23 protein-coding genes are annotated in these 24,886 nt (G+C 65.8%); 7 read left to right on the top strand and 16 right to left on the bottom strand.

Annotated elements, in window-relative coordinates:
- Window positions 1-906 carry an alpha/beta fold hydrolase gene (locus tag J2R76_RS21360; RefSeq protein ID WP_253624906.1) on the top strand — a complete coding sequence of 302 codons (906 nt, stop codon included), beginning with the start codon at window positions 1-3 and terminating at the stop codon, window positions 904-906.
- 205 nt (window positions 907-1,111) lie between these two features.
- Here the strand turns inward: J2R76_RS21360 and J2R76_RS21355 are convergent, their stop codons facing one another.
- On the bottom strand, window positions 1,112-1,558 hold the full coding sequence (locus tag J2R76_RS21355) for a nucleoside deaminase (protein WP_225163883.1): 447 nt from the start codon (window positions 1,556-1,558) through the stop codon (window positions 1,112-1,114).
- Between the two features lie 140 nt (window positions 1,559-1,698).
- On the opposite strand from J2R76_RS21355, the gene J2R76_RS21350 reads away from it, so the two are divergent.
- The 3 genes from J2R76_RS21350 (at window position 1,699) to J2R76_RS21340 (ending at window position 5,245) form a co-directional block, all read left to right on the top strand.
- Window positions 1,699-3,741 (top strand): pseudouridine synthase, encoded by a 2,043-nt coding sequence (locus J2R76_RS21350; RefSeq protein WP_253624905.1) that lies wholly within the window; start codon window positions 1,699-1,701, stop codon window positions 3,739-3,741.
- Window positions 3,742-3,747: 6 nt separating this feature from the next.
- Window positions 3,748-4,311: a 16S rRNA (guanine(966)-N(2))-methyltransferase RsmD gene (rsmD, locus tag J2R76_RS21345; protein ID WP_253624904.1), complete on the top strand. Its 564-nt coding sequence runs from the start codon at window positions 3,748-3,750 to the stop codon at window positions 4,309-4,311.
- A gap of 127 nt (window positions 4,312-4,438) precedes the next feature.
- Window positions 4,439-5,245: a tetratricopeptide repeat protein gene (locus tag J2R76_RS21340; RefSeq protein ID WP_253624903.1), complete on the top strand. Its 807-nt coding sequence runs from the start codon at window positions 4,439-4,441 to the stop codon at window positions 5,243-5,245.
- Here the strand turns inward: J2R76_RS21340 and mutL are convergent.
- Window positions 5,194-7,014: a DNA mismatch repair endonuclease MutL gene (gene mutL, locus J2R76_RS21335; RefSeq protein ID WP_253624902.1), complete on the bottom strand. Its 1,821-nt coding sequence runs from the start codon at window positions 7,012-7,014 to the stop codon at window positions 5,194-5,196. The genes J2R76_RS21340 and mutL overlap by 52 nt on opposite strands.
- 232 nt (window positions 7,015-7,246) lie before the next feature.
- Here mutL and J2R76_RS21330 point away from each other — a divergent pair, with 232 nt between their 5' ends.
- Window positions 7,247-7,567, top strand: coding sequence for a ribbon-helix-helix domain-containing protein (locus J2R76_RS21330; protein WP_016848007.1), 321 nt, complete (start codon window positions 7,247-7,249; stop codon window positions 7,565-7,567).
- Window positions 7,568-7,874: 307 nt separating this feature from the next.
- Here the strand turns inward: J2R76_RS21330 and J2R76_RS21325 are convergent, their stop codons facing one another.
- Genes J2R76_RS21325 through J2R76_RS21310 form a run of 4 tightly spaced genes read right to left on the bottom strand, consistent with a single transcriptional unit; the run spans window position 7,875 to window position 10,779 of the window.
- Window positions 7,875-9,443: a GMC family oxidoreductase gene (locus J2R76_RS21325; RefSeq protein WP_253624901.1), complete on the bottom strand. Its 1,569-nt coding sequence runs from the start codon at window positions 9,441-9,443 to the stop codon at window positions 7,875-7,877.
- A gap of 17 nt (window positions 9,444-9,460) precedes the next feature.
- Window positions 9,461-10,009, bottom strand: a complete 549-nt coding sequence (locus J2R76_RS21320) for a twin-arginine translocation pathway signal (RefSeq protein WP_057016636.1) — start codon at window positions 10,007-10,009, stop codon at window positions 9,461-9,463.
- Between the two features lie 53 nt (window positions 10,010-10,062).
- A complete protein-coding gene (locus tag J2R76_RS21315; RefSeq protein ID WP_253624900.1) occupies window positions 10,063-10,458 on the bottom strand; it encodes a VOC family protein in 396 nt (131 codons plus the stop codon).
- The gene (locus J2R76_RS21310; RefSeq protein ID WP_253626070.1) at window positions 10,459-10,779 is read right to left on the bottom strand and encodes a cytochrome c family protein; all 321 of its coding nucleotides are present in this window, start codon (window positions 10,777-10,779) and stop codon (window positions 10,459-10,461) included.
- 390 nt (window positions 10,780-11,169) lie between these two features.
- On the opposite strand from J2R76_RS21310, the gene J2R76_RS21305 reads away from it, so the two are divergent.
- Window positions 11,170-11,469: a hypothetical protein gene (locus J2R76_RS21305; RefSeq protein ID WP_057016634.1), complete on the top strand. Its 300-nt coding sequence runs from the start codon at window positions 11,170-11,172 to the stop codon at window positions 11,467-11,469.
- A gap of 264 nt (window positions 11,470-11,733) precedes the next feature.
- Here the strand turns inward: J2R76_RS21305 and arfB are convergent, their stop codons facing one another.
- From arfB to J2R76_RS21265, 8 genes are all read right to left on the bottom strand, one after another.
- A complete protein-coding gene (arfB, locus tag J2R76_RS21300) occupies window positions 11,734-12,153 on the bottom strand; it encodes an alternative ribosome rescue aminoacyl-tRNA hydrolase ArfB (RefSeq protein ID WP_057016633.1) in 420 nt (139 codons plus the stop codon).
- A gap of 191 nt (window positions 12,154-12,344) precedes the next feature.
- Window positions 12,345-13,709 (bottom strand): pitrilysin family protein, encoded by a 1,365-nt coding sequence (locus J2R76_RS21295; protein ID WP_194295319.1) that lies wholly within the window; start codon window positions 13,707-13,709, stop codon window positions 12,345-12,347.
- Window positions 13,706-15,097: a pitrilysin family protein gene (locus J2R76_RS21290; protein ID WP_194295318.1), complete on the bottom strand. Its 1,392-nt coding sequence runs from the start codon at window positions 15,095-15,097 to the stop codon at window positions 13,706-13,708. Before J2R76_RS21290 ends, J2R76_RS21295 begins: the two co-directional genes overlap by 4 nt.
- Window positions 15,098-15,248: 151 nt before the next feature.
- Entirely contained in the window at window positions 15,249-15,980 is a 732-nt protein-coding gene (locus J2R76_RS21285) for a hypothetical protein (protein WP_076825555.1), read from the bottom strand.
- Window positions 15,981-16,081: 101 nt separating this feature from the next.
- Window positions 16,082-16,579, bottom strand: coding sequence for a signal peptidase II (gene lspA, locus J2R76_RS21280; RefSeq protein ID WP_253626069.1), 498 nt, complete (start codon window positions 16,577-16,579; stop codon window positions 16,082-16,084).
- Between the two features lie 147 nt (window positions 16,580-16,726).
- Complete coding sequence (gene ileS / locus J2R76_RS21275; RefSeq protein ID WP_253624899.1) at window positions 16,727-19,744, bottom strand: isoleucine--tRNA ligase; 3,018 nt, start codon at window positions 19,742-19,744, stop codon at window positions 16,727-16,729.
- Between the two features lie 210 nt (window positions 19,745-19,954).
- Complete coding sequence (locus J2R76_RS21270; RefSeq protein ID WP_253624898.1) at window positions 19,955-20,506, bottom strand: sugar O-acetyltransferase; 552 nt, start codon at window positions 20,504-20,506, stop codon at window positions 19,955-19,957.
- Window positions 20,503-21,474, bottom strand: a complete 972-nt coding sequence (locus J2R76_RS21265; RefSeq protein ID WP_076825550.1) for a bifunctional riboflavin kinase/FAD synthetase — start codon at window positions 21,472-21,474, stop codon at window positions 20,503-20,505. Before J2R76_RS21265 ends, J2R76_RS21270 begins: the two co-directional genes overlap by 4 nt.
- Window positions 21,475-21,687: 213 nt before the next feature.
- Here J2R76_RS21265 and J2R76_RS21260 point away from each other — a divergent pair, with 213 nt between their 5' ends.
- A complete protein-coding gene (locus tag J2R76_RS21260; protein ID WP_016844467.1) occupies window positions 21,688-22,083 on the top strand; it encodes a response regulator in 396 nt (131 codons plus the stop codon).
- 448 nt (window positions 22,084-22,531) lie between these two features.
- Here the strand turns inward: J2R76_RS21260 and J2R76_RS21255 are convergent, their stop codons facing one another.
- Window positions 22,532-23,386: a TIGR01459 family HAD-type hydrolase gene (locus tag J2R76_RS21255; RefSeq protein WP_253624896.1), complete on the bottom strand. Its 855-nt coding sequence runs from the start codon at window positions 23,384-23,386 to the stop codon at window positions 22,532-22,534.
- 15 nt (window positions 23,387-23,401) lie between these two features.
- Complete coding sequence (locus J2R76_RS21250) at window positions 23,402-24,814, bottom strand: EAL domain-containing protein (protein ID WP_253624894.1); 1,413 nt, start codon at window positions 24,812-24,814, stop codon at window positions 23,402-23,404.
- Window positions 24,815-24,886 lie beyond the last annotated feature (72 nt).

Raw genomic sequence — 24,886 nt, 5'->3', positions numbered from 1 at the left:
ATGCCTGATCTCGCTGATCTTTTTCCCGGCTATGCGTCCGAATGGATCAACACCTCGCAGGGCCGCATCTTCGCCCGCGTCGGCGGCAAGGGCCCGCCATTGCTGCTGCTGCACGGCTTCTCCTCGACGCATGTGATGTGGCACACGGTGGCGCCGAAACTCGACGACAGGTTCACGCTGATCATCGCCGACCTGCCGGGCTACGGCTGGTCCGACATGCCCGACAGCGACAAGGACCATACGCCCTACACCAAGCGGGCCTGGGCGAAGACCATGGTCGAGGTGATGGAGCAACTCGGGCACGTGCATTTCGCGCTCGCCGGCCACGACCGCGGCGGCCGGGTGTCGTACCGGCTCGCGCTCGATCATCCCGGCCGGCTGTCGAAGCTTGCGGTGCTCGATATCGCGCCGACCTATGATTACTGGCAGAAGCTCAATCGCCTCTCGGCGCTGAAGATCTACCACTGGGCGTTCCTGGCGCAGCCCTATCCGCTGCCGGAGACGCTGATCTCCAACAATGGCGAATTCTTCCTCAAGGAGAAGATGGCGAGCCAGACCAGGAGCAAGACGCTGGAGGCGATCGATCCGCGCGCGCTCGAGCACTACCTCGCGCCATTCCGCGATCCCGCGCGCATCCATGCGATGTGCGAGGACTATCGCGCCGGCGCCTATGCCGACTACGAGATCGACAAGGCCGATGTCGACGCCGGCAAGAAGATCACGATCCCGATGCTGGCGCTGTGGGGCGATGCCGGGGTTGCCAGCGCGGCAACAACGCCGCTCGACACCTGGAAGACCTGGGCCACCAATGTCAGCGGCGCGCCGGTGGCGTCGGGGCATTTCCTGCCCGAGGAAGCTCCGGACGCGACCGCGAAGCTGCTGCGGGAGTTTTTCCTGGCGGGATGACTCCGTTCGCGCGCCGTCATCCCCGCGCAAAGGCTTCGCCTTTGTCGCTGGAGGTGGGAGGCTCGCTCCGCTCGCACCTCAGGATGACGGGATCAACAGCTGAGAGCTTCGTAGCCCGGATGGAGCGGAGCGAAATCCGGGACCGTCTCCGCGGAGATATCCCCCGGATTCATCCGGGCTGCAGGTCGCCCGCGCTACGAATTCCTCAGCGACGCTCCCTGAAGAACTCGCGTAGCAGGCGCGCGGACTCGGTCTCGCCGACCGCGCCATAGACCTCCGGCACATGGTGGCAGGTCGGCTGCGCGAAGAACCGGACGCCTGACTCGACCGCGCCGCCCTTGGGGTCGGCGGCGCCGTAATAGAGCCGGCGGATGCGGGCAAAGGAGATTGCGCCGGCGCACATCGTGCAGGGCTCCAGCGTCACGTAGAGGTCGCAATCGACCAGCCGCTCGGTGCCGATGGCCTCGGCGGCCTGCCGGATCGCAAGGATTTCCGCATGGGCCGTCGGATCGTGGTCGGTCAGGGTGCGGTTGCCGGCGGTGGCGATCACCTCGTAGCCCCGCACGATCACGCATCCGATCGGAACCTCGCCAGCTTTTCCGGCACTTTCGGCGGTTTTTAGCGCCAAATCCATGAAAGAAGGGGCAGACATGCCTCGTATCATCGGAAGAAACCTGCTAGTAGCGTCGCCTTCAGCAGAAGTGGATGCCGGTTTTGCGCCAGTCGCGCCCAGATGGCGCGCGTATCGCCGGTTGCCCTGCGCCCCAATTGAACCTCCAGGCGAGAACATTCATGCCCCGCGACAGCGACAAAAACAACGATTCCCCGCGCGGCCGGCGGGACCGGGGGGCGCCCGGGAAGGGGCGGCCCAGCGGTTCCCGCGGATCGGACAAGCCGTTCGGCAAGCGCAGCTTCGGCGGCAAAGGTGGTGATCGCGACAAGCGCTCTTTCGGCGACAAGGGCGAGGGCCGCTCGTTCCGCCGCCGTGAGGACGGCGATGCGCCGCGCCGCGATTACGGCGACCGGCCGCGCTTCAAGCGCGACGACCGTGGCGGCGAGGGGGGCGGAAAGCGCCCGTTCAAGCCGCGCGGCGAGCGCCGCGACTTTGATGCGGGCGATCGTCCGCAGCGCGGTGGCGCGCGCTCGGAGGGCCGGTCATCCGACCGCAAGTTCGGCGAGAAGCGGTCCTATGGCGATCGCGAGAAGCGTCCCTATACGCCGCGTGGCAAGAGCGACGGCGAGAAGCGGAGCTTTGCGCCGCGCGGCGAGCGCGCCGAGCGCAAATTCGACGACAGGAAGTTTTCGCGCGGCGATCGTGACAAGCGCTCGTTCGGGGACAAGGGCGAAGGCCGCCCGTTCCGTCGCCGCGAGGATGGCGACGCACCGCGCCGCGATTTCGGCGATCGGCCGCGCTTCAAGCGCGACCGCGACTTCGAGGGCCGCGACCGCGGCGACGAGAAGCCCTGGCAAAAGCGGGATCGCAAACCGCGCGACGACCGCGGCGGCGACGAGCGCCCGCGCTTTTCGCGTTCGCGCGACGATCGCGGTGGCGGCGAACGTCCGCGGTTCTCGAAGTCACGCGACGACCGCGAGCATGGTGATCGTCCGAAGTTCGGCCGGCCGCGCTGGGATCGTCATGATGAAGATGGTGGCCGCGACAATCGCCGGCGTGAGCGGCCCGAAGGCCGCACCGACTGGCAGGAGCACCCGCGCAGCGAGGGTCGCTTCTCCGACCGGCCGCGCCGCGACAATGAGGACGACAGCAGGATCTTTGCGAAGCGCCCGGCCTTCGGCGGCCGCGGTGCCTATCGCGAACGCGCCACCGACGACCGGCGCGAGCGTCCCGAGCCGAAGCCGAAGAAGACAGGTGAACGCATCGCCAAGGTATTGGCGCGCGCCGGTCTTGCCTCGCGCCGCGATGCCGAGGAGATCGTCACGCAAGGGCGCGTCACCGTCAACGGACGCGTGATCAACTCGCCGGCGCTCGATATCACCGACAACGATGTCGTGGCGGTCGACGGCAAGCCGTTGCCGCCGCGCGAGCGGACGCGGCTGTTCATGTATCACAAGCCGCGTGGGCTGATGACGACGCATGCCGATCCCGAGGGGCGGCCGACCGTGTTCGACAATCTGCCCGAGGGCCTGCCGCGGCTGATCTCGATCGGCCGGCTGGATTTCAACACCGAGGGCCTGTTGCTGCTGACCAATGACGGCGGCCTGGCGCGGACGCTGGAGCATCCCGACACCGGATGGCTGCGCCGTTACCGCGTGCGCGCGCATGGCGAGGTGACGCAGGGCCAGCTCGACCAGCTCAAGGGCGGCGTCGAGGTCGACGGCGTCAAATACGGGCCGATCGACGCGACATTGGAACGCGACCAGAGCGCCAATGTGTGGGTGGTGTTCGCGATCCGCGAAGGCAAGAACCGCGAGGTGCGCAACGTGATGGCGCATCTCGGGCTCGAGGTGAACCGCCTGATCCGGATCTCCTACGGCCCGTTCCAGCTCGGCGAGCTCGAGGAGGGCAAGGTCGAGGAGGTCAAGACGCGGGTGCTGCGCGAGCAGCTCGGCGAGAAGATCGCCAAGATCGCGGGTGCCGACTTCACGCGGCCGGAGCAGCGTGACGCAGCCGACGGCGACGCTGCGCCGGCCAGGAAGCCGAAGCCCAGCAAGCGCGAAACCATCAACGATCGCAAGGGCCGCCGCGTGCTGGTGCAGCGCACCGGCAGCGAGGAAGCGCGTGCCCGCAATGAAGACGAGGCCAACGGCTACGGCCCGCCGCGTCGTCCCAAGCGCGGCTATCACGGCAAGCGCGATCTCAAGCCGCGGGACGAGTAACGGTCAATGCGCGTCGTCGGGGGCAGGCTGAAGGGCCGAAATCTCGCTTCGCCTGCGGGCCGCGAGATTCGTCCGACCGCGGACCGCCTGCGCGAGTCCGTGTTCAACATTCTGATCCACGCCTACGACAATCCGATTGAGGACGCGCGCGTGCTCGATCTGTTTGCCGGCACCGGCGCGCTCGGCATCGAGGCGGTCTCGCGCGGCGCCAGGTTCACGCTGTTCGTCGACAATGGCGCCGAGGCGCGGGCGCTGCTGCGCAACAATGTCGAGTCGCTCGGCCTCGGCGGCTCGACCAAGGTCTATCGCCGCGATGCCACCGATCTTGGACCGGCACATCCGGTCGAGCCGTTCTCGCTGGTGTTTCTCGATCCGCCCTATGGCAAGGGGCTGGCCGACAAGGCGCTCGCCTCGCTGCGCGACGGCGGCTGGCTGACGCCGGGCGCGCTGCTCGTGGTGGAAGAGGCAAAGGCCGCGGCGTTCGCGGCGCCCGAGGGCTTCGAGGAGCTCGAGCGGCGCGCGTATGACGACACGGAGTTCGTGTTTTTGCGTGCTGTCACCGCAATCTAGAATTCGTAGGATGGGTAGAGCGAAGCGAAACCCATCAACTTCCGGGCCGCGGGAAAGATGATGGGTTTCGCTGCGCTCTACCCATCCTACGCGATACTGATTCATCACCGCTAGGGGAGCGCGAACCATGGCCGACACTCTTGCCGGGCTGGCCGGTCAGCTGGAGACGCAGGTCAAGGCGTTGCGCGGCGCTGGCGATGATGCGGCGCTGCTTGCGGCAGCGCGCGATGCCGCCGATCAGATCGAGCACGGTTGCGGCGCGCGGGATGGTGACGAACGTGAAGTGCTCATGATGGTCCAGCGCTGGACGTTCAATGCGGCGGCCGATTGCTGGCCGGGTTGGAGCGTGTCCGATAAGCCGATCAATCAGGACAATCTGCTGGCCGCACGCGAGCTTGCGGAACGTTCGCTCCGGCTGGTGCGGACTCTGGAGCTCGGACCGCTGCGCGAGGCGACGGGCGTCTGGATGGTGGGGGCGTTTGACCTGGCGCTTGGCCGCTATGAGGAGGCGATCAGCATGTTTCGCGAAGCACGCGAGCATTATGTTGTCGCGAGCGCGCCCGGCCTCGTGCTGCTGACGGGGGGCTATGTCGCGATTGCGAGGCAGGTCGGCAAGGATCAAGCATCACCTGGGGGCGAAGATCTCGATCAGATCTGCACGCGGATCGCGGCAGGCGGGTTCGAGGACGGTCACGAATGGATCGCGCAACTTCGCACGGTTGCTGGACGTGTTTGCCCGGCGGAACAATTCGTAGAGTGGGTAGAGCCAGCGAAACCCATCGACTTCCGGGCCGCGGGAGAGATGATGGGTTTCGCTGAGTTTATCATAGGGCCGCGCTTTGCGCCGACCCGTTGGTTTGCCCGGGACGACGGGGATGGAGACTACCGCCGCCCGAACAGCTTCTCGATATCGCTCAGCTTCAATTCGACATAGGTCGGGCGGCCGTGGTTGCACTGGCCGGAGTTCGGCGTGTCTTCCATCTCGCGGAGCAGCGCGTTCATCTCTTCCGGCTTGAGGCGGCGGCCGGCGCGGACCGAGCCGTGGCAGGCCATGGTGGCGGCGACGTGCATCAGCCGGCGCTCCAGCGGCAGCGCCTCGTCCCACTCGGCCATGTGCTCGGCGAGGTCGCGCAACAGCCCAGCCGCATTGGCCTTGCCGAGCAGCGAGGGCGTTTCGCGCACGGCGACCGCGCCGGGGCCGAAGGATTCGATCGCGAGCCCGAACGATGCCAATTCCTCGGCGCGATCGAGCATCTTCTCGACAGTCGCCTCATCGAGCTCGACGATCTCGGGGATCAAGAGGATCTGCCGCTGCACGCCGTTCTTCGCCAGCGAGGCCTTCAGCTTCTCATAGACGATGCGCTCATGCGCCGCGTGCTGGTCGACCACGATGAGGCCATCGCGGGTCTGCGAGACGATGTAGGTCTCGTGGATCTGGGTGCGCGCGGCGCCGAGCGGCCGGTCGAGCAGGTCTGGCGCGGGCGCGGCTTCGAAGCGCACATCGGCGGTCGGCGCGCCGACGTCGAAGGCGGCCTGTCCGGGCTCGGCGAAGGCGGGCGCCGCCGCACCGTCGAACGCGCGCAGCGGACCAGCCGGATAGGACGGCGAGCCGCGCCAGTCCCAATTGCCCGGACGCGGCGGCGTGGTGAAGGCGGGGCGGAAGGCCGAGAGCGCGGCGCCGTCGGCGGTATTGGCCGCGGTGCGCCTGCCTTCGCGTGCGAGGCCTTCCTTCAGGGCGTGCACGATCAGCGCGCGGACCAGGCCGGCATTGCGGAAGCGCACCTCGGTCTTGGCCGGATGCACATTGGCATCGACGCCCTCGGGGTCGCAGGTCACGAACAGAGCCACGACGGGATGGCGGTCGCGCGGCAGATAGTCGGAATAGGCCGCGCGCACGGCGCCGAGGATCAGCTTGTCGCGCACCGGGCGGCCGTTGACGAACAGATATTGCCCGAGCGCATTGGCGCGGGTCAGCGACGGCGCGGCGGCAAAGCCTTCGACCACGACGCCCTCGCGCTCGGCGCGCACCTCGATCGCGTTGGCACGAAAATCCGCACCCAGGATGTCGCCGAGCCGGGTCAGCCGGCCGGCCGCGCCGGGCAGCGCTGCGGCCCAGGTGACCGGCGCGCGCTCTTCGCCGGCCAGCGTGAAGGCGATGTCCGGGCGCGCCATGCCGAGGCGGCGCACCACCTCGCGGATCGCCTCCGCCTCGGTGCGGTCGGTCTTGAGGAATTTCAGCCGCGCCGGCGTTGCGTAGAAGAGTTCGTTGACCTCGACGCGGGTGCCCTGGCCGAGCGCGGCCGGCATGACCTCCGACTTCTCGCCGCCTTCGACCGACAGCGACCAGGCATGCGGCTCGCTGGCATGACGCGTCGTGATGCCGAGCTTTGCGACCGCCCCGATCGAGGGCAGCGCCTCGCCGCGGAAGCCGAGCGTGCGGATGCGCAGCAGGTCTTCGTCGTCGAGCTTGGAGGTGGCGTGGCGGTCGACCGCGAGCGCGAGGTCGGCGCGGGTCATGCCGCCGCCATCGTCGGTGATGCCGATCCGGCGCCGCCCGCCGCCATCGGTGAAAACGTCGATCCGGCTGGCTCCGGCGTCGATCGCGTTCTCGACCAGTTCCTTGACCACGCTCGCGGGGCGTTCGACCACTTCGCCGGCGGCGATGCGGTTGACGAGCTGTTCGGGAAGCTGGCGGACAGGCATGGATTGGACGTTCGGAGCGCGATTCGAGACTGGCCGTTACTATAAATCGCCGCGCCGGCAAATGCATGGGACCGATCTGGCGGCCGCAAGCAGGTTGGGGATGATTCCGGCCTATCGCCTTGAAGACGCTTGGCTTCGGCGGCCGGCGCGTCACGCCCTACGTCCCGATTGTGGGGCCGCGCGCACAGGTATATCGTTTAGAAAAATTATAAGTTCTCGCCGGAGGAACGCCATGTGCCATCTTTTCGCGCATCAGCCGCAACGCGACTATGAATCGCAGACCCGATCGTTGCGGATCGACGGCCATTGCACCTCGATCCGGCTGGAAATGTCGTTCTGGGACACGCTGGAGGAGATCGCGGCCAAGGAAGGCATGACGCTGGCCAAGTTCCTCACCACCCTGCACAACGAGGTGCTCGATCATCACGGCGAGGTGAACAATTTCGCGTCGCTGCTGCGCTGCTCCTGCCTGATCTACCGCGCCAAGGCCAATGCTCCGGCGGTGGTCCCGGACTATCGCGGGGCGGCGGCGATCATGGATGCGGCGGAATAGATTTCGCACCGGTCCATCACGCAAAGAAGAAAGCGGCCTTGTCCAGTTGGGCAAGGCCGCTTCAGTGAGAGGGGAATTGTATTTTCTTGCTAAAGCGCAGTGGCGACCACGACGGCGCTGCGCTCCCTCGCCCCGTTCTTGCGGGGAGAGGGTTGGGGTGAGGGGCCGTCTCCGCGTATCCGGTGACAGCTGCGTTTGCGGAGACTCCCCCTCACCCGGAACGCATCTAACGATGCGCTCCGACCTCTCCCCGCGCGCGGGGCGACGTGAGGCGGAATCCGCGACTCGGTTCGAATGGTCGTCTGGTCTAGATCTCCTTGCGCTGCATCGCGCCGGCGATGTGGTCGGCCTGGCGGATCGCCAGCGACACGATCGTCAGCGTCGGGTTGCACGCTGCGCCTGACGTGAACTGGCTGCCGTCGGAAACGAACAGGTTCTTGATGTCGTGGGTCTGGCCGAACTTGTTGACCACGCCGTCGCGCGGCTTCTCGCTCATCCGGTTGGTGCCCATGTTGTGGGTCGAGGGATAGGGCGGCGTCGGATAGGTGACGGTGGCACCGACCGCCTCATAGACCGCGGAGCCCTGCTTGTAGGCATGGTCGCGCATTGCGACGTCGTTCGGATGATCGTCGAAATGCACGCTGGCGACCGGCATGCCGAACTTGTCCTTGATCTTCGGATCCAGCGTGATGCGGTTGGTCTCCTGCGGCATGTCCTCGCCGACCAGCCACATGCCGGCCATCCGCGGATAGCCCTCGATCGCGCTGGTGAAGCTGCGTCCCCAGGCGCCGGGATTGAGGAACGCGGCCATGAAGGGCAGGCCGAGCGACAGCGTCTCCATCTCGTAGCCGCCGACGAAGCCGCGCTTCGGATCGTTCTTGGCCTCGTCGCGGATGATGCCGGCCATCGTGGTGCCGCGATACATGTGCACCGATTTCTCGAAGCTCGCATACACGCTGCCGGTCATATGCCGCATGTAGTTGCGGCCGACCTGGCCGGATGAATTGGCGAGCCCGTCCGGGAACATGCTGGACGCGCTGTTGAGCAAGAGCCGCGGGCTCTCGATCGAGTTGCCGGCGACCGCGACGACGCGGGCCTTCTGGCGCTGCATCGCGCCCGTCGCATCGGCGTAGACCACGCCGGTGACCTTGCCGGACTGGTCGTGCTCGATCTTGATCACCATGCTGCCGGGGCGCACTTCGAGATTGCCGGTGGCTTCGCCCTTCGGGATCTCGGTGTAGAGCGTCGACCATTTGGCGCCCGACTTGCAGCCCTGGAAGCAGAAGCCGATCTGCTGGCAGGAGCCGCGGCCGTCGCGCGGCTCGCTGTTGATCGCCATCCGCCCGGTGTGCACCTCCTTGTAGCCGAGCTTCCTGGCGCCGGCTTCCATCACCTTGAAGTTATTGTTGCCGGGCAGCCCTGGGATGCCGTTGGTGCGGGTGACGCCCATCTTGTCCTCGGCCTTGGCGTACCACGGCTCCATCTCGGCGAGCGTGATCGGCCAGTCGATCAGGTTGGCGCCGGGAATGGCGCCATAGGCCGACTTGATCTTGAACTCGTGCTCGTCGAAGCGCAGCGAGGCGCCCGCCCAGTGCGTGGTCGAGCCGCCGACCGCCTTCACGATCCAGGCCGGCAGGCCCGGAAAGTCCTGGTGGACGCGCCAGCTGCCCGAGGTCGAGCGCGCGTCGGACCAGGCGAGCTGGGTGAAGCTGTCCCATTCATCGTTGATGAAGTCCTGGTTCTCGATGCGCGGGCCGGCCTCGAGGATCACGACCTTGACGCCCTTCTGCGCCAGTTCATTGCCGAGCGTTCCGCCGCCGGCACCGGAGCCGACGATCACCACAACGCCGCTGTCATTCAGATCGAATTTTGCCATTGTTTCCTCCCGACCCGTTAGACCTTCGGCAGCCAGTCGATATCGGCGAAGCCGCGCTTGATGTAGCCGCCATGCTCGGCCGAGGAGCCCTCGTAGCCGAACCGCGGCCACACCTCCTTGTTGTTGTAGATGGAGACGATGAGGTCGCCGCGGATCTTCTGGAAGAAGGCGCTCGGTTCGATCTGTTGCAGCAGCGCGACGCGATCGTTTTCCCAGGCGACCTCGACATAAGGCATCTTGTGGCGGTCGTTGGCCGCCTGATCGAGCCTCGTGACGCCGTCATTGATCAGCGACTTGACCGCCGGATCCTTCGCGGCCTTCTCGTCATACGGCTTGACCGCTGCTATGTAGTAGCTGTCGCCGAGGAAATCGTGCGGATAGATGTCGCGCGCCATCTTCAGCAACGTCTTCATCGTGGCCGGCGTCAGCGTCGTGGCGCCTTCGGCCCACGCATCGGTGATGCCGAGCCCCGTCGAGGTCGCAATCGCGACTGCGGGTGCGGTCACGGCCGCGCCTTTGAGAAAGACACGCCGGTCATATTTGCTGCGTCGATCGATTTCTCTCATGGGTTCCTCCGTCAATTTTTATTTGTGCAATTGCCTTGTTGTCTGAGCATGCTCTAGCCGAAGCGCCCGCCGCGCTGGATCACCTCGATCTTGTAGCCGTCGGGATCGGAGACGAAGAAGAAGCGCGCCAGCGTCTTGCCCTCGTGCTTGAAGTCGCGCAGCGGCCCGGGCGACAGTTTCTCCTTTTCGAAGCGCGCGTGCTCGGCATCGACGTCATCGACGATGACGGCGAGATGGCCGTAGCCGTCGCCGAGCGTGTAGGGCTCCTTGCGATCGAAGTTGACCGTGAGCTCGACCTCGAACGGCGAGGAGGGATGGCGCAGATAGATCAGCGCGAAATCGGGAAATCTCAGATTGTCCGCGATCTCCAGGCCAAACGCGCGCTGGTAGAAGTCGAGCGCTTTTCCTTCGTCGAACACGCGGATCATCGAATGCACGGGTTTCGCCATTCAGTTCAGCTCCTTCAGATAGGCGATGATCATGGCGCGGGTTTCCGGCTTGGCCTGCCGGTAGGCCATCACGGCGCCGGGGATCACCTCCTGCGGATTGGTCAGCCAGGCGTCGAGCCTGGCGTCGTCCCAGACGAAGTCGGCCTTGCTGAAGCCCGCGGAATATTTGAAGCCGTCGGCCTTGCCGGCGTGACGGCCGACGACCTTGTAGAGCGACGGTCCCTGCCGGACGGCATCCGACATGTTAGTGGTGTGGCAGGTCGCGCATTGCTGCTTGAACAGCGTCGCCCCATCGGGCGGCTTGGCGGCGGGCAAGGGCATCTGCGCGCCGGCCATTTGCACTGCAAGCATTGCGCTGCAAAATCCCAGCCCCAACGTCCACCTTGCGCGCAGCTTTGTCATCTACATCACCGCCTCTGTGCGGTGACTGTAGGAGGCTGAAATCCGCCGTTGGTAGTAGCGGGCTGTTTCACAGCAGAACAAAGCTGGGCGGTGATCTGGCGCGGAACCGGTGGTTGCCGCATATGCGGACGACAATTTCGCAAAATGACCGCGAAATCCCTGCACGATCACCACACGACGCAGCTTGCATCTCGTGTGCGCCGTTTGCGGAAAATGCAGTCTTGCGCGATGGGGTTCAGGGTCGGCGCTGCAAACGGCGCACCACCTGCGCCGCTCCTCCATCGTCAATTAAAGTCCCAGGAGAAATGGATGACGTTTGCAAAAACCAGCGTGCTCGCCCTTGCCATCTCGGCCGCGATGGCCGGCCCCGTCCTGGCACAGGGAACGACTGCACCGGATACCCGCGGCGGTGCACAGGGCAGAGGTACCATGCAGCAGGGCGGCGGCATGTCCGGCAGCGGCGATGAGGAAATGACGGCGCAACCTGGCGCGACGACGCAGAAGAGCGGCGCCGCCGCCAAGTCGGGCAGCAAGGGAACGGTCGGCAGCGGACGCACGGCACCGAAGTCGGGTGGTTCCGAGATGGCGCCCGCAACCAAGAAGTACTGAAGCACGAGGGCCTTCGCGGTTCTGATCAATCGGAACCAAGGCTCAGGCTTCTTGTTCTGACGCGTTCCTTCGCGCGAACCGACATCCGCTTCGCGCGAAAACGCTTCTGGTTACGCTGACCGGATCCCGGATGCAGTGCCGCGTGCGCTGCGTCCGGCGTTCCCTGGAGCATGATCCGGAAAAGTGGAAACCGGTTTTCCGAAAAGATCATGCTCAAACAAGGAGATGAGATCATGATGCGATTCCGTGGAAACGCATTATGATCTAATCGTCGAAACGACGCGCCCCGCGCCCCGCCTTGATGTCGCTGCGGCGTTTCTTGCCCTCGAGCCGGCGCTGCTTGGAGCCGAGCGTCGGCTTGGTCGGCCGCCGCGGTGTCGGCCGCATCATCGCCTCCCTCAACATCTCGAGCAGCCGCTCGATCGCATCAGCGCGATTGCGTTCCTGGGTGCGAAAGCGGAAGGCGTGGATCACGATCACGCCTTCCTTGGTCATGCGGCTGCCGGCGAGCCGCGCCAGCCGCTGCGCGGCGTCTGCCGGCAATGCAATCTTGTTGGTGTCGAAGCGAAGCTGCGCTGCGGTCGAGACCTTGTTGACATTCTGTCCGCCCGGGCCGGAGGCGCGGACAAAGACGATCTCAATGTCGTTCTCATCGATCGTAAGGTCGCGGGACACCCGCAGCATGACATCACCCGTGGAGGGAAGAATCGGCAGGCCGCAGGATAGCGGGTTTGGATCTGCTTGGGTGGTGTTGATGCAGTGGTTGTTACGTCGGCGTCCGAGTGCGCGGCTCCCCCTTCTCCCCCCTTGCGGGGGCCGAGGCGAGCGAAGCTCGCTCTCGGGGTTGGAGAGGGAAGGTGGCCCGCCGAAACGCGTCAGTTCGCCTTCGGCGGCGCCGACACCGGCTGCGCCGCGGCTTGCGGGGCGCGGCCGACGATTGCGGTGAGTAGGCCGTTGCCCCAGAGCTTTTTGGCGACCCGCTTGGCATCGTCGAGCGTCACCGCGTCGACGATGGCGTTGCGCTTCTCGATGTAATCGATCGGCAGCTTGTCGAGCTGGTATTGCAGCATCGCCTGCGCGAGCTTGGAGGAGGTGTCGAGCGCCAGCATCTGCGAGCCCTTCAGGTAGGACTTCGCCTCGTCGAGCTCCTTCTGCGTCGGACCTTCCTCGGCGATGCGGCGCACTTCCGCTTCGATCGCATCGACGGTCTCGCCGGCGCGATCGGCGCGGGTGCCGGTGTTGCCGATGAACAGCGAGGAGTGATCCATCCAGACCAGCGCTTCATAGATCGAGTAGGCCAGCCCGCGCTTCTCGCGCACTTCCTTGTAGAGCCGCGACGACAATCCGCCGCCGCCGAGAATGTGGTTCACCACATAGGCCGCCATGAAGTCCGGGTCATGCCTGGCAATGCCGGGGCCGCCGAAGGTGACGACGGTCTGCGGCACGTCGAGCGGGACGAAGGCGCGCTGCGGCGGCCTGGTCGCCACGACGTCGGGGACGGGCGTCAATTCGGCTTTCGCCGGCAGGCCGCCAAAGGTCTTGTCCAGCAGCTTGCCGAGCGTATCGGGATCGACGTCGCCGACCACGGCAACGCGCAGCGTATCCTTGGCGATGATGCGGCGGGTATAGTCCTTGAGATCCGGGATCTGGATGGTCGGCACGCTGTCGAGCGTGCCGGTGGCCGTCCTGGCATAGGGATGATCGCCGAATGCGAGCTCGAGGAACTTGCGGCCGGCGAGCGAGGACGGATTGGTCGATTCGCGGCGCAGATTGGCGATCACCTGGGCGCGGATCCGTTCGACGTCCTTCGGCTCGAAGTGCGGCGAGGTCAGCGCCATCCGCAACAGGTCGTAGGCTTCGTCCTTGTTGTCCTTGAGCATGCGCAGCGAGCCGCGGAATTGATCGCGGTTCGACTGGAAGCTGAGCTCGATGGCGCGGCGCTCGAGCCGCTCATGATAGGTCTTGGAATCGAGATCGCCGGAACCCTCGTCGAGCAGGTCGGCGACCAGATTGCCGACGCCGGGCTTGCCGGGCGGATCCTGGCTGGCGCCGCCGCTGAAGGCATATTCCATTGCGATCAGCGGCACGGTCGCGTCCTGCACGAACCACGCCTCGATGCCGCCGGGCGATACCAGCCGCTGGATCTTGGCCGCAGCCTGCGAGGGCGCCGACGTCAGCGTCAGCAGCGCGGTGCAGGCGCCGCCGATCAGCGCCGCACGGCGGGTGAGGGAATAGATCACGAGCGCTTCTCCTCGCGTTTCGGCGCAGTATCCTTGATCAGATAGCCGGTCACCGACCGCTTCTTGTCGAGCCAACTGGCGGCAGCAGTGCGCACCTGCTCGGCAGTGACGGCGCGGATGCGATCCGGCCAGCTGCGGATATCCTCGATGCTGAGCCCGGTGGTCAGCGCGCCGCCATACCAGCGTGCCAGTGTCGCCTGGTTATCCTGGGCGTAGATCGCCTCCGCGATGAGCTGGGTCTTGACCCGTTCGAGATCCTCGGCGCGCGCCGGGTTCTGCGCGAGGTCGGCGATCACCTTGTCGATCGCGTCCTCGATCTGCGCGAACTCGACGCCGGGTTTCGGCGTCACCGAGATCGAGAATTGCGACGGATCGAGCGAGGTGCCCTGGTAGCCGGCGCCGGCCGAGATCGCGAGGCCCTTGTCGATCACCAGCGAGCGATAGAGATAGGAATTGGCGCCGCCGCCCATCAACTGCGCGAGCACATCGAGCGCCTGGCTCTCGCCCGCTGCCGCCGTCGTCGCCGACGGCACCAGGTAATAGCGGCGCAGGCTCGGCTGCTCGACGCGCGGATCCGACAGCGTCACGGTGCGCGGCGCGGCCGGTGTCGGCTCCTGCGGCCTGACCCGCTTCTCGGGGATCGCATGCTGCGCCGGGATCGGGCCGAAGTTCTTCTCGACCAGCGGGCGGATATCCTTGACGTCGACGTCGCCGGCAATGACCAGGATGGCGTTGTTCGGCGCGTAGAAGCGCCGGTAGAAGGCGAGCGCATCCTCGCGGTCGAGCTTCTCGATCTCCTGATGCCAGCCGATCACCGGCCGGCCATAGGGATGGTTGAGATAAAGCGCGGCCATGATCTGCTCGGTCAGCCTTGCATCCGGGTTGTTGGCAACCCGCATGTTGAACTCCTCCAGCACGACATCGCGCTCCGGCAGCACGTTCTCGTCCTTGAGGATCAGGCCGGTCATGCGGTCGGCCTCGAACTCCATCATGGTGGGCAGCTGCTCGCGCGGCACGCGCTGGAAGTAGCCGGTGTAGTCGACCGAGGTGAAGGCGTTCTCATTGCCGCCGACGCGCAGCACGGTCTGCGAGAACTCGCCCGCCGGATGCTTGGCGGTGCCCTTGAACATCAGATGCTCGAGGAAATGCGCGAGGCCCGATTTGCCGGGCGTCTCGTCGGCCGAGCCGACCTTGTACCAGATCATCTGCGTGACCACGGGCGTGCGGTGGTCGGGGATCACCACGACCTGCAGGCCGTTGTCGAGCGTGAAACTGGCGGGGCGTTCCGAGGTGACGGTGGTCTGGGCGCGGAGGCTGGCACCCGGCAGCGGGATGGTGGAAACGAATGCGGCAGCGAACAGGGCGATCGATCGGCGAGAGCGCATCATGGTCCTTATGAAAGCCCGGACACCGGCCGGGGCGCGAAAGCAAGCCATCGTACGCGGTCGTTCCCGTGCCGATGGTCACGAAGCGGAGAGACACCCGCCGCCCCGCATTAAGCTTTGCTCATGTCAGCCTTCGCCCGCGGAGGCCAGGCGATCACTGCACCGGTTTTCCGGTCATGACGTCGTACTGGCCTTCTTTCGCCTTCGGCGCCTGCGGGCCGGTGCCGTAGGCATAGCCCCCGGACGGCGTCTGGTAGCCCGGCGGCGGCTCGGTCAGGGATTCGCGCGTCGGCTCACCCTTGAACGGTTTGGACTCGCTGCTGTTCCCCTTGAACATGCCAAGCAGGCCGCCGTTGTAACCGAGCTGGCTCGGCATCAGCGACGGATTGGTGCTCACGCCGGGCTCCAGCGGCTCCTTGCGCCCATCGGTGGCGGTCTGCTGCTTGCGGCCCGCCTCGATCTCGGCCGGCGTCAACGCTACCGCCGACTGCCAGGGCTCCTTCTTGACTTCCTTCTTGCGCGCCGCGATCGCAGCCTTGCGCGCCGCAATATCAGGGTCCTTCGGCCAGTTCGGCGCGTTGACCTGGGCGGTCGATGCCGGCGGGGGCAAATCCAGCTTCGGCGGCACCACCAGCGGCGAGCGCTCGCGGTAGTCGATGCCCTTGCTGGCCGCGCTCTTGGCGCCGAGCCCGGTCATCAGATTGTCGACGATCCGCTCTTCGAAGGTCAGGCCGTCGTCGCCGTCATCTTCATCGTCGCCGGCGCGCACCGGGCCGGCCGTCATGACAAGGCCGATCCCGGCTGCGACGAACGCCAGGCGCAGGCCGCGCATCAGCGACAGCCGGGACGTCTCGATCAGGTAACCGCGGGCTTTGGTGTTGCGCATTGCGCCATTCCCATCTCAAAATTCGCCAAAGCGATCACTGGCTTAGGCACAGTTCCGCTTGATACAGGTGTGGGCCGCTGACCGGCTCGTATCGGCCGGGATCAGGGCGCTTTTACGGCGGGGGTCCCCACCACGGAATCATACAATAGGGCTGCCACGCCAGCAACGATGGCTACATCGGCAAGGTTGAAGACGTACCAATTGAAGGTTTTTCCCCCGATCTCGGCATGAAGCAGGGCAAAATCGACCACCGCGCCATAGGCAAAGCGGTCGATGCCGTTCCCGATGGCACCGCCGATGATCAGGCCGAGCGACACCGTCGCGAGCCAGGTCCGCGACCGCGCCATCCAGATCGCCAGCGCGATCACGGCCGCGGCCTTGATCACCATCAGCAGGATCTGGGCCGCCGGGGTCTCGCTCTGGAACCAGCCGAAACTGATCCCCGGATTCCAGGCGAGCACCAGGTCGAAGAACGGCGTCACCCGCACCGGGGCGTGATGCACGATGTCGAGGACGTGGAGCAGCCAGAGCTTGGAGGCCTGGTCGGCGATCAGGGTGATGATCGCCGCAAGCACACCGGCGCGCACGGGTGGGCTCATTGCCAGCCCACCAAAGGTGTCGTCCCGGCGAAGGCCGGGACCCATACGCCGTGTCGGGTATCGTTTGAATGACTCGGGGTCATCAACCTTCGTCCATTCGAGACAGCAGTGGTTATGGGTCCCGGCCTTCGCCGGGACGACGGACAGTTAGGAGATGCTGACCTCCAGCGCCTTCCATTCGCGCAGCGCTTGCGCGTCGCGCGGCGAGACGTCGGGATATTCGCCGTCCTCGCCCACCGTCGGCAGGATCTTCCACGAACGGGCGCATTTGGTGCCGACCGCCTTCTCGACCACGACGGCAACGCCAGGCACGGCGTCGAGGCGGAAGGCGTTCGCCGGCGCCTCGCCCTCGCGCACCTCGTAGTTCGAGGTGATGCAGACTTCGGCAAGATCGATATCGAACAGCGTGGCCAGCATCTCCCTGTCAGCGACGTAGATCACCGGCGATGCCTCGAGCGAGGAGCCGATCCGCTTGGCGGCGCGTTCGAGTTCGAGCGCGCCGGTGACGACGCGGCGGACGTTGCGGACCGTCTCCCACTTCGCGGCAAGCGCGTCGTCTTGGAACTGCTCGAGACCTTCGGGAAACAGAGTCAGATGCACCGAAGGCTCGGCGTTCGGCCGATACATCCGCCAGGCTTCGTCGGTGGTGAAGCTGAGGATCGGCGCCAGCCATTTCAGGATCGCGTCGCAGAGCAGATCGATCGTGGTCAGCGCCGCCTTGCGCGCCACCGAGGACGGCGGATCGCAATACAGCGTGTCCTTGCGGATGTCGAAGTAGAACGCCGACAGCTCGGAGTTCATGAAGGCCGCGAGGCTTGCGACCACGGTCTTGTAGTCGAAGTCGGCATAGGCCTTGCGGATGGTCTCGGTGTGGCCGGCGAGCTCGTGCAGCATCAGCCGCTCGAGTTCGGGCATCTCGGCAAAGGCGACCTTCTCGCTCGGCTTGAAATGATGCAGCGTGCCGAGCATCCAGCGGATCGAGTTGCGCAGCTTGCGGTAGGTCTCGATGGTGTTCTTGAGGATCTCCGGGCCGATGCGCTGGTCGTCGGCATAGTCGGTGGCGCAGACCCACAGGCGCAGGATGTCCGCGCCGGAATCCTTGATCACCTTCTGCGGCTCGACGGTGTTGCCGAGCGACTTCGACATCTTGCGGCCGTTCTCGTCGAGCGTGAAGCCGTGGGTCAGCACGATGTCATAAGGCGCGCGGCCGCGCGTGCCGGCGCTTTCCAGCAGCGACGAGTGGAACCAGCCGCGATGCTGGTCGCTGCCTTCGAGATACATCACGGTGTCGTTGCCGCCATCGACCTTGCGGACGATGTTGCCGAGCTGCGGGAAGTTCTGGCGGTCTTCCAGCACGAAGGCGTGCGTGGAGCCGGAATCGAACCAGACGTCGCAGATGTCGTCGACCTTCTTCCAGTTCTCGGACGCGCGGCTGCCAAGGAAGCGCTCGCGGGCGCCGTCCATGTACCAGGCGTCGGCGCCTTCCTCCATGAACGCCTCGGTGATGCGCTGGTTGACGACCTCGTCCTGCAGGATCTCGGCCGAGCCGTCGCTGTTCTCCCTCACGAACACGGCGATCGGCACGCCCCAGGCGCGCTGCCGCGAGATCACCCAGTCGGGACGGTTGGCGATCATGCCGTTGATGCGGTTCTCGCCGGCCGGCGGCACCCATTGCGTGACCGAGATCGCGTGCAGCGCGCGGGCGCGCAGCGTGTCGCCCTTCCTGGCATGGCCGTTCTCGGCGATGGGCTTGTCCATCGCGATGAACCATTGCGGCGTGTTGCGGAAGATCACCGGCTTCTTGGAGCGCCAGGAGTGCGGATACTGGTGCTTGAGGCGGCCGCGCGCGAGCAGCCTGCCGGCCTCGATCAGCGCCTTGATCACGGCCTCGTTGGCATCGCCCTTCTCGCCCTTGTCGTTGAGCACGCGTTTGCCGGTGAAGCCCGGAGCCTGCGCGGTGTAGGCGCCGTTCTCGTCGACCGTATACGGGATCGCCGTCGGGATGCCGCGCGCATCGAGCTCGCGGGTGTTGGCCGTCCAGACGTCGAAGTCCTCGCGGCCGTGGCTCGGCGCGGTGTGCACGAAGCCGGTGCCGGTGTCGTCGGTGACATGCTCGCCGGCCAGCAGCGGCACGATGAATTCGTAGCCGCCACCGAAGCCGCGCAGCGGATGGGCGCATTCCACGGCGTCCAGCGTGTCGCCGGGAATATCGCGGACCTTCTCATAGGACGTGACGCGGGCCTGCTTGAACACCTCGGCGGCAAGCGCGTCGGCCAGGATCAGGAGATCGCCGGTCTTGGCCCAATTGTCCGCCGGCGCATCCGTCACCTTGTAGAGGCCATAGGCGATCTTCGGCGAAAACGAGATGGCGCGGTTGCCGGGCAGCGTCCACGGCGTGGTGGTCCAGATCACGACCGAGGCATTGGCCAGCGCGCCATGCGCCGGCGAGGTGACCGGGAATTTCACCCACACCATGTCGGAGGTGTAGTCCTCGTATTCGACCTCTGCTTCGGCCAGCGCGGTCTTCTCGACCACGCTCCACATCACCGGCTTGGAGCCGCGATAGAGCGTCCCGTTGGCGGCGAACTTCATCAGCTCGCGGGCGATCTGGGCCTCGGCCGGATAGCTCATCGTCTGGTAGGGATGGTCCCAGTCGCCGATGATGCCGAGCCGCTTGAACTCCTCGCGCTGTACGTTGATCCAGTGCGTCGCATAGGCACGGCATTCCTTGCGGAACGCGACCATCGCCGCCGAGTCGCGGAAGTCGGGCTTCTGCTTGCCCTTGGAGCGGTAGTTCTCCTCCTCGATCTTCCATTCGATCGGCAGGCCGTGGCAGTCCCAGCCCGGCACGTAGTTGGAGTCGAAGCCGAGCATCTGCTGGCTCTTGGTCACGACGTCCTTGAGGATCTTGTTCAGCGCGTGCCCGATATGGATGTTGCCGTTGGCGTAGGGCGGGCCGTCATGCAGCACGAATTTGGCGCGGCCCTCGGCTTCCCGGCGGAGCTTGTCGTAGAGGCCGATGTCGTTCCAGTATTTCAGGATTTCCGGCTCGCGCTGGGGCAGGCCGGCGCGCATCGGGAAATCCGTCTGCGGCAGGTAAAGGGTCTTGGAATAGTCCCTAACGTCAGTCTTTTGGGCGTCGGTCTTTTGCGGCTTGTCGGACATGAAAGCTCTGATTTGGCAGGTGCGGGCGCGGATACGCGATCAATCGCGGGTGAAACGGCGAAGTCCCGGTCTTGCGCCGAGCCTTCAGGCTCAGGCGGAAGCCGGGCCGCTAATCCGTATGATGCGCCGCGAAAACATGGGGTTTCCATAGCAGCCGGACGGGGAAATCGCAAAGCCCCCGGTGGCTCGCAGGGCCGCGCATAGCGCGGTTCAGGCCGGCCGTGCCCGGGCCGGATTTCCCGCCACGATCGCGCCGGGGGCGACGTTCCGTGTGACCACGCTGCCGGCCCCGACCAGGGCGCCGTCGCCGATCGTGATGCCGGGCAGAATGATGGCACCCCCGCCGATCCAGACGTCGCTGCCGATCCGGATCGGGCGGCCGAATTCCAGCCCGGCGCGGCGGGTTTCGGCATCGCGCGGGTGGTCGGCGGTATAAATCTGCACCGCGGGTCCGATCTGGGTCCGATCGCCGATCACGACCTCGACGACGTCGAGGATGACGCAATTGAAGTTGAGGAACACGCCGTCGCCGAGGCTGATATTGCTGCCGTAATCGCAGAAGAACGGCGGGCGTATCACGGCATCCCTGCCGACTTTGCGGAAGCGCTCGCCGAGCAGCGCGTGCAACTCGGCCGCGGACGACGCGCCCGACGCATTGTAGCGTGCCATCCATTGTTCCGCCGCTGTATGCTCGGCGGCGAGCTCTGCATCCGGGCGATACAGCTCGCCCGCCAGCATTTTTTGCTTTTCAGTCCGGTTCAACCAATCACTCCGAGCTGCGGGAACGCGTCGGGCGCCGCGGCCAGCACCGCGCGCGCCTTGGCGCTGTCGTCATCCATCTGGCGTATCAACGCCTCGATGGTGTCGAATTTCAGCTCTTCGCGAATGAAACCGATGAATGCGACATCAAGGACCGCGTCGTACAGATCGCCCTTGAAGTCGAACAGGAACACCTCGAGCAGCGGCGCGCCGTTGTCGAAGGTCGGCCGGCGCCCGAAGCTTGCGACACCGTCGAACCGTTGCGAGCCCTTGCCGACCCGCACCGCGTAGATGCCGTGCTTCAAGCCGCAATGCTTGTCGAGGCGGATATTGGCGGTGGGGTAACCGAGATCTCGGCCGCGCTTCTCGCCGTGGACCACCTTGCCGGTGACGAACCACGGTCCGCCCAGCATCGTGGTCGCATCCGCGATCTCGCCTTCGGCGAGCGCCATGCGGATCGCGCTGGAGGAGACCGGGCGCTCCTCGATGTCGACATGGGCCTGCACATCGACCTCGATGCCGAGCCGCGGCGCTTCGCTGACCAGCAGGCTTGGCGAGCCGACCCGGCCCTTGCCGAAATGGAAGTCGTAGCCGACCGCGATCCCGCTGATGCCGAGCCGGCCGATCAGGTCATGGTGAATGAAATCCTGTGCCGTGGTACCGGCGCGCGCCTTGTCGAACGTCATGACGACGGCGCCCGCGAGGCCGGTGGCCGCGAGCAGCCGCAGCTTGTTGGTCTCGTCCGTGAGACGGAATTGCGGAGTGTTCGGGCTGAAGAAGCTGCGCGGATGCGGCTCGAAGGTCACGGCGAGCGCGGGCACGCCGCGCGCTCTGCCCATCGCAAGCGCCGCGCCGATCACGGCGCGGTGACCGAGATGGACGCCATCGAAATTCCCCATCGCGACCACGGCGCCTTTCGGAATGGCGCTTGCGGGGGTGTTGTCGCGGATAACGGTAAAGCCGGTGCTCATGAGCGGTATTCTTCAAGGATTCTTAAGCATGATTGGTGCGGGCCGGACCGTGACGCGGCGGCGGCGTGGAAGTCAAGGCTAACGAAAATCGCGTCAAATCCGTAACAATCCGGATTCAGCCGGTTAACGCGCTGTTTAACGGCTGCTGTTAGTCGTTGGCGGAAAGCTGCGTTTGTGCAGAAGCCAAGTTGCGTTTGTGTTTTGGGGGGAAAGATGGCGGTTGATTTGTCCATGCCGGTTCTGGTGGTTGATGATTACAGCACCATGATCCGCATCATCCGGAATCTTCTCAAGCAGCTTGGATTTGAAAATATCGACGATGCCTCCGACGGCTCCGCAGCGCTGAACAAGATGCGCGGCAAGAAGTATGGCCTGGTGATTTCCGACTGGAACATGGAGCCGATGACCGGCTACGACCTGCTCAAGGAAGTCCGCGCCGATCCCAACCTTGCGACCACGCCCTTCATCATGATCACGGCGGAATCCAAGACCGAGAACGTGATCGCGGCCAAGAAGGCCGGCGTGAACAACTACATCGTCAAGCCGTTCAATGCGGCCACGCTGAAGACCAAGATCGAGGCGGTGTTCCCGGACATGGCGACGGCATAACCGCCCGACATCGATCGCATCGGCTGAAATTCACGCATGCCCGGGCAGAAGCGCGTCTTCGCGCTAGATGTCCCGGGCATTTGCATTTGATCACGCTTCCCTTTACCCGCCCCGCTTGTGCAACACGAGGGGGAGGGCGGCTGCACGATTTCGGAATATTAGAAGAGTATCGCTGAGTTGCCCGACGTGTCAAGGCGACTGGCGAACCCCGCGCGCCACGGGCTACTTTGCATGGGGTTGTTTTCGATATTTTGGCGGCGCGCCCCTTCACCTCGCCCCGCTTGCGGGGAGAGGTCGGATTGCATCGAGAGATGCAATCCGGGTGAGGGGGTACAGGTCTCTCGGCATCCGGCGCCTGGGGAGGCAGCCGCTCACCGAACCCTCCCAGAGCGAGCTTCGCTCGTCTCGACCCGGTGAAGAACGGGGCGAGGGACAGCGTCGCTTGCCGCTACCACTTCAGCTCGCGCATCAGCGCGCGGGGCGGATGGCCGAACAATTCCTTGATCGAGGCCGCATCGAGCTGCTCGATGCCCTCGAACTGTTCGGAATGGATGCCGCGCGTGACGAACAGGAGATCGATGCCGAAGCCAAGGGCGCCGGTGAGATCGGTGCGCACGGAATCGCCGATCGCGAGCACCCGGCTGAGCTCGGTCGGACGCCCGCGGCGCTCGGCGGCCAGCGCCATGGCGCGCTCATAGATCGGCCGGTGCGGCTTGCCGTAGAAGATCACCTCGCCGCCGAGCTCGCGATAGAGTTCGGCGACCGCCCCGGCGCAATAGATCAGCCGGTCGCCGCGCTCGACCACGATATCGGGATTGGCGCACACCAGCGTGAGCTTGCGCTCGAGCGCCTTCAGCAGCGTGTCGCGATAGTCTTCGGCCGACTCGGTCTCGTCGTCGAACAGGCCGCTGCAGATGATGTAGTCGGCCTGCTCCAGCGGTACCAGCGTGGCGTCGAGGCCGCGGTGGATCGAGCTGTCGCGCTCCGGGCCGATCCAGAAGATCTTCTGGCCGGGATGATCGGCGACGAAGTGGCGCGTCAGGTCGCCCGAGGAGACGATCGCATTATAGGTCTCGTCGGCGACGCCGAGCTTGCGCAGCTGGCGCTGCACGGAATCGGCCGGCCGCGGCGCGTTGGTGATCAGGATGACCGTGCCGCCCTGCTGGCGGAAGGTGTGCAGTGCCTCGCAGGCCTCGGGAAAGGACTCGAGCCCGTTGTGCACGACGCCCCAGATGTCCGACAGCACCACATCGACGCCGCCGACGAGGTCGCGCAGCTGCTCCACGAAACGCAGTGAGGTCATGATGCAAATTGCCGGCTAATTTGGACCGAGGGCGCGGCGCGCCAGCGCGGCGCTGCCGGTCGCGCGCGGCGGAGCTGCGGGGCTGGAGACAGGGGCTGAAGTGCTGGCGCCATTAAGATCCTGGGGGTTGGTCTGCGGAGCCTCGGCGGTAGCAGATGCCCCCTCCGGCCGCAACGGCCGCGGCGGCGCGAACAGGAACCCCTGGCCGAACCGGACATCGTAGTCGAGCAGGTCGACCACCGAGCGTTCGCCCTCGATCCGTTCGGCGATCAGGTCGATGCCGTAGCGGCCGAGCAGGTCGGACAGATCGGACGGATGGATATCGGTGCTCGCGATCTGCCTGGCGTCGAGCAGCAGCGCCGCCGGCACCTTGATGAAGCGGACGCCGCGATCGGCGAGCTCGCGCGGCTCGAGGCGAAGGTCGCTGACATGGTCGATCGAGAACCGGTAGCCGCGCTGCGCCAGCGCCGCGAGATTCTCGCTCTCGGTCGGGCCGAGATTGCGGAAGGTCGCCTGCTTGAACTCGAGCACGAAGGACGGCGCCAGCGCGCGGTTGGCCTCGAGGAAGTCGAGACACTGGGTGAAATGCGCCGGGTTGGACAGCGTCGCCGCCGAGACGTTGCAGAACACGCCGACATCCTTGCTGCGGATCATCAGGCGGCGCAGCACCTGGACGCAGCGAAGCATCACCATGTGATCGATGCGGCCGATCAGGCCGCCGGCCTCGGCCGCCTCGATGAAATCCTCGGCGGCCAGCACCTGGTCGCGCTCGTCGCGCAGCCGCGTCACCGCCTCGTAGTAGCGCACCTTGCGCTGCGGCAGCGTCACCATCGGCTGCAGGTAGATGTCGAGGCGGTTCTCGTCGATGGCCTGCTTGATCGCGCCGATAAGTTGGGTCTGGCTGCGCGAGACCTCCGGCGGAGCCGCAGGTGGCGGCGGAGGCGCAACCACGACGGTCGGCGCCGGCGCAACCCTTTGCAGCACATCGTCGCGCGGGGACACGACCGGCTGCATCGCCGGAGCCGCCGCCAGCAGATCCTCATGATGCGCGACGGATGCCGCGAGCTGCCGCACCAGTCCGCCGAGCTCGCTGATCTCGCCGGCCATGCCCTGCATCCGGTCGGCGCCGGTGGAGTTGGCCGAGGCGACGCGGCCTTCGACCGCGGCCAGCCGGCGGCCGAATTCGGCGACCTGGCGGGCAAGGTCGGCGGTGCCGCGCGACAGATCCGCGATCTGGCCGCCGACGTCGCTGCGGTCACGCAGCCGCATCGAGACCGCGTTGTAGAGGATCAGGCAGGTGAGGGCGGTGAGCGCCACGATCGCCGATTCCGATCCGCTGATGCCCGCCACCGAATACAGCACGAAGCCGAGCGAGGCTGCGACCAGCACCATGCAGATGGCGATGAAGATCGTCGAAATGCGAATCATGTCGCGCGCCCGCGCCCTCTGTCCGAACGTCCCCGGACCGCGACCTTAGCACCATTGTTGATTCGACGGGCC

Source organism: Bradyrhizobium sp. USDA 4532 (assembly GCF_024171315.1).
GTDB classification, from domain to species: Bacteria; Pseudomonadota; Alphaproteobacteria; order Rhizobiales; family Xanthobacteraceae; genus Bradyrhizobium; species Bradyrhizobium australafricanum.
The sequence above is the reverse complement of the archived record's forward strand: the minus strand, read 5'-3'. Positions and strand labels throughout refer to the sequence as shown.

Bases quoted from the DNA above. Each gene is read 5' to 3' on its own strand.
- J2R76_RS21360 (WP_253624906.1), top strand. From the start codon at position 1: ATGCCTGATCTCGCTGATCTTTTTCCCGGCTATGCGTCCGAATGGATC.
- J2R76_RS21355 (WP_225163883.1), bottom strand. From the start codon at position 1,558: ATGTCTGCCCCTTCTTTCATGGATTTGGCGCTAAAAACCGCCGAAAGT.
- J2R76_RS21350 (WP_253624905.1), top strand. From the start codon at position 1,699: ATGCCCCGCGACAGCGACAAAAACAACGATTCCCCGCGCGGCCGGCGG.
- rsmD (WP_253624904.1), top strand. From the start codon at position 3,748: ATGCGCGTCGTCGGGGGCAGGCTGAAGGGCCGAAATCTCGCTTCGCCT.
- J2R76_RS21340 (WP_253624903.1), top strand. From the start codon at position 4,439: ATGGCCGACACTCTTGCCGGGCTGGCCGGTCAGCTGGAGACGCAGGTC.
- mutL (WP_253624902.1), bottom strand. From the start codon at position 7,014: ATGCCTGTCCGCCAGCTTCCCGAACAGCTCGTCAACCGCATCGCCGCC.
- J2R76_RS21330 (WP_016848007.1), top strand. From the start codon at position 7,247: ATGTGCCATCTTTTCGCGCATCAGCCGCAACGCGACTATGAATCGCAG.
- J2R76_RS21325 (WP_253624901.1), bottom strand. From the start codon at position 9,443: ATGGCAAAATTCGATCTGAATGACAGCGGCGTTGTGGTGATCGTCGGC.
- J2R76_RS21320 (WP_057016636.1), bottom strand. From the start codon at position 10,009: ATGAGAGAAATCGATCGACGCAGCAAATATGACCGGCGTGTCTTTCTC.
- J2R76_RS21315 (WP_253624900.1), bottom strand. From the start codon at position 10,458: ATGGCGAAACCCGTGCATTCGATGATCCGCGTGTTCGACGAAGGAAAA.
- J2R76_RS21310 (WP_253626070.1), bottom strand. From the start codon at position 10,779: ATGCCCTTGCCCGCCGCCAAGCCGCCCGATGGGGCGACGCTGTTCAAG.
- J2R76_RS21305 (WP_057016634.1), top strand. From the start codon at position 11,170: ATGACGTTTGCAAAAACCAGCGTGCTCGCCCTTGCCATCTCGGCCGCG.
- arfB (WP_057016633.1), bottom strand. From the start codon at position 12,153: ATGCTGCGGGTGTCCCGCGACCTTACGATCGATGAGAACGACATTGAG.
- J2R76_RS21290 (WP_194295318.1), bottom strand. From the start codon at position 15,097: ATGATGCGCTCTCGCCGATCGATCGCCCTGTTCGCTGCCGCATTCGTT.
- J2R76_RS21285 (WP_076825555.1), bottom strand. From the start codon at position 15,980: ATGCGCAACACCAAAGCCCGCGGTTACCTGATCGAGACGTCCCGGCTG.
- lspA (WP_253626069.1), bottom strand. From the start codon at position 16,579: ATGAGCCCACCCGTGCGCGCCGGTGTGCTTGCGGCGATCATCACCCTG.
- ileS (WP_253624899.1), bottom strand. From the start codon at position 19,744: ATGTCCGACAAGCCGCAAAAGACCGACGCCCAAAAGACTGACGTTAGG.
- J2R76_RS21265 (WP_076825550.1), bottom strand. From the start codon at position 21,474: ATGAGCACCGGCTTTACCGTTATCCGCGACAACACCCCCGCAAGCGCC.
- J2R76_RS21260 (WP_016844467.1), top strand. From the start codon at position 21,688: ATGGCGGTTGATTTGTCCATGCCGGTTCTGGTGGTTGATGATTACAGC.
- J2R76_RS21255 (WP_253624896.1), bottom strand. From the start codon at position 23,386: ATGACCTCACTGCGTTTCGTGGAGCAGCTGCGCGACCTCGTCGGCGGC.
- J2R76_RS21250 (WP_253624894.1), bottom strand. From the start codon at position 24,814: ATGATTCGCATTTCGACGATCTTCATCGCCATCTGCATGGTGCTGGTC.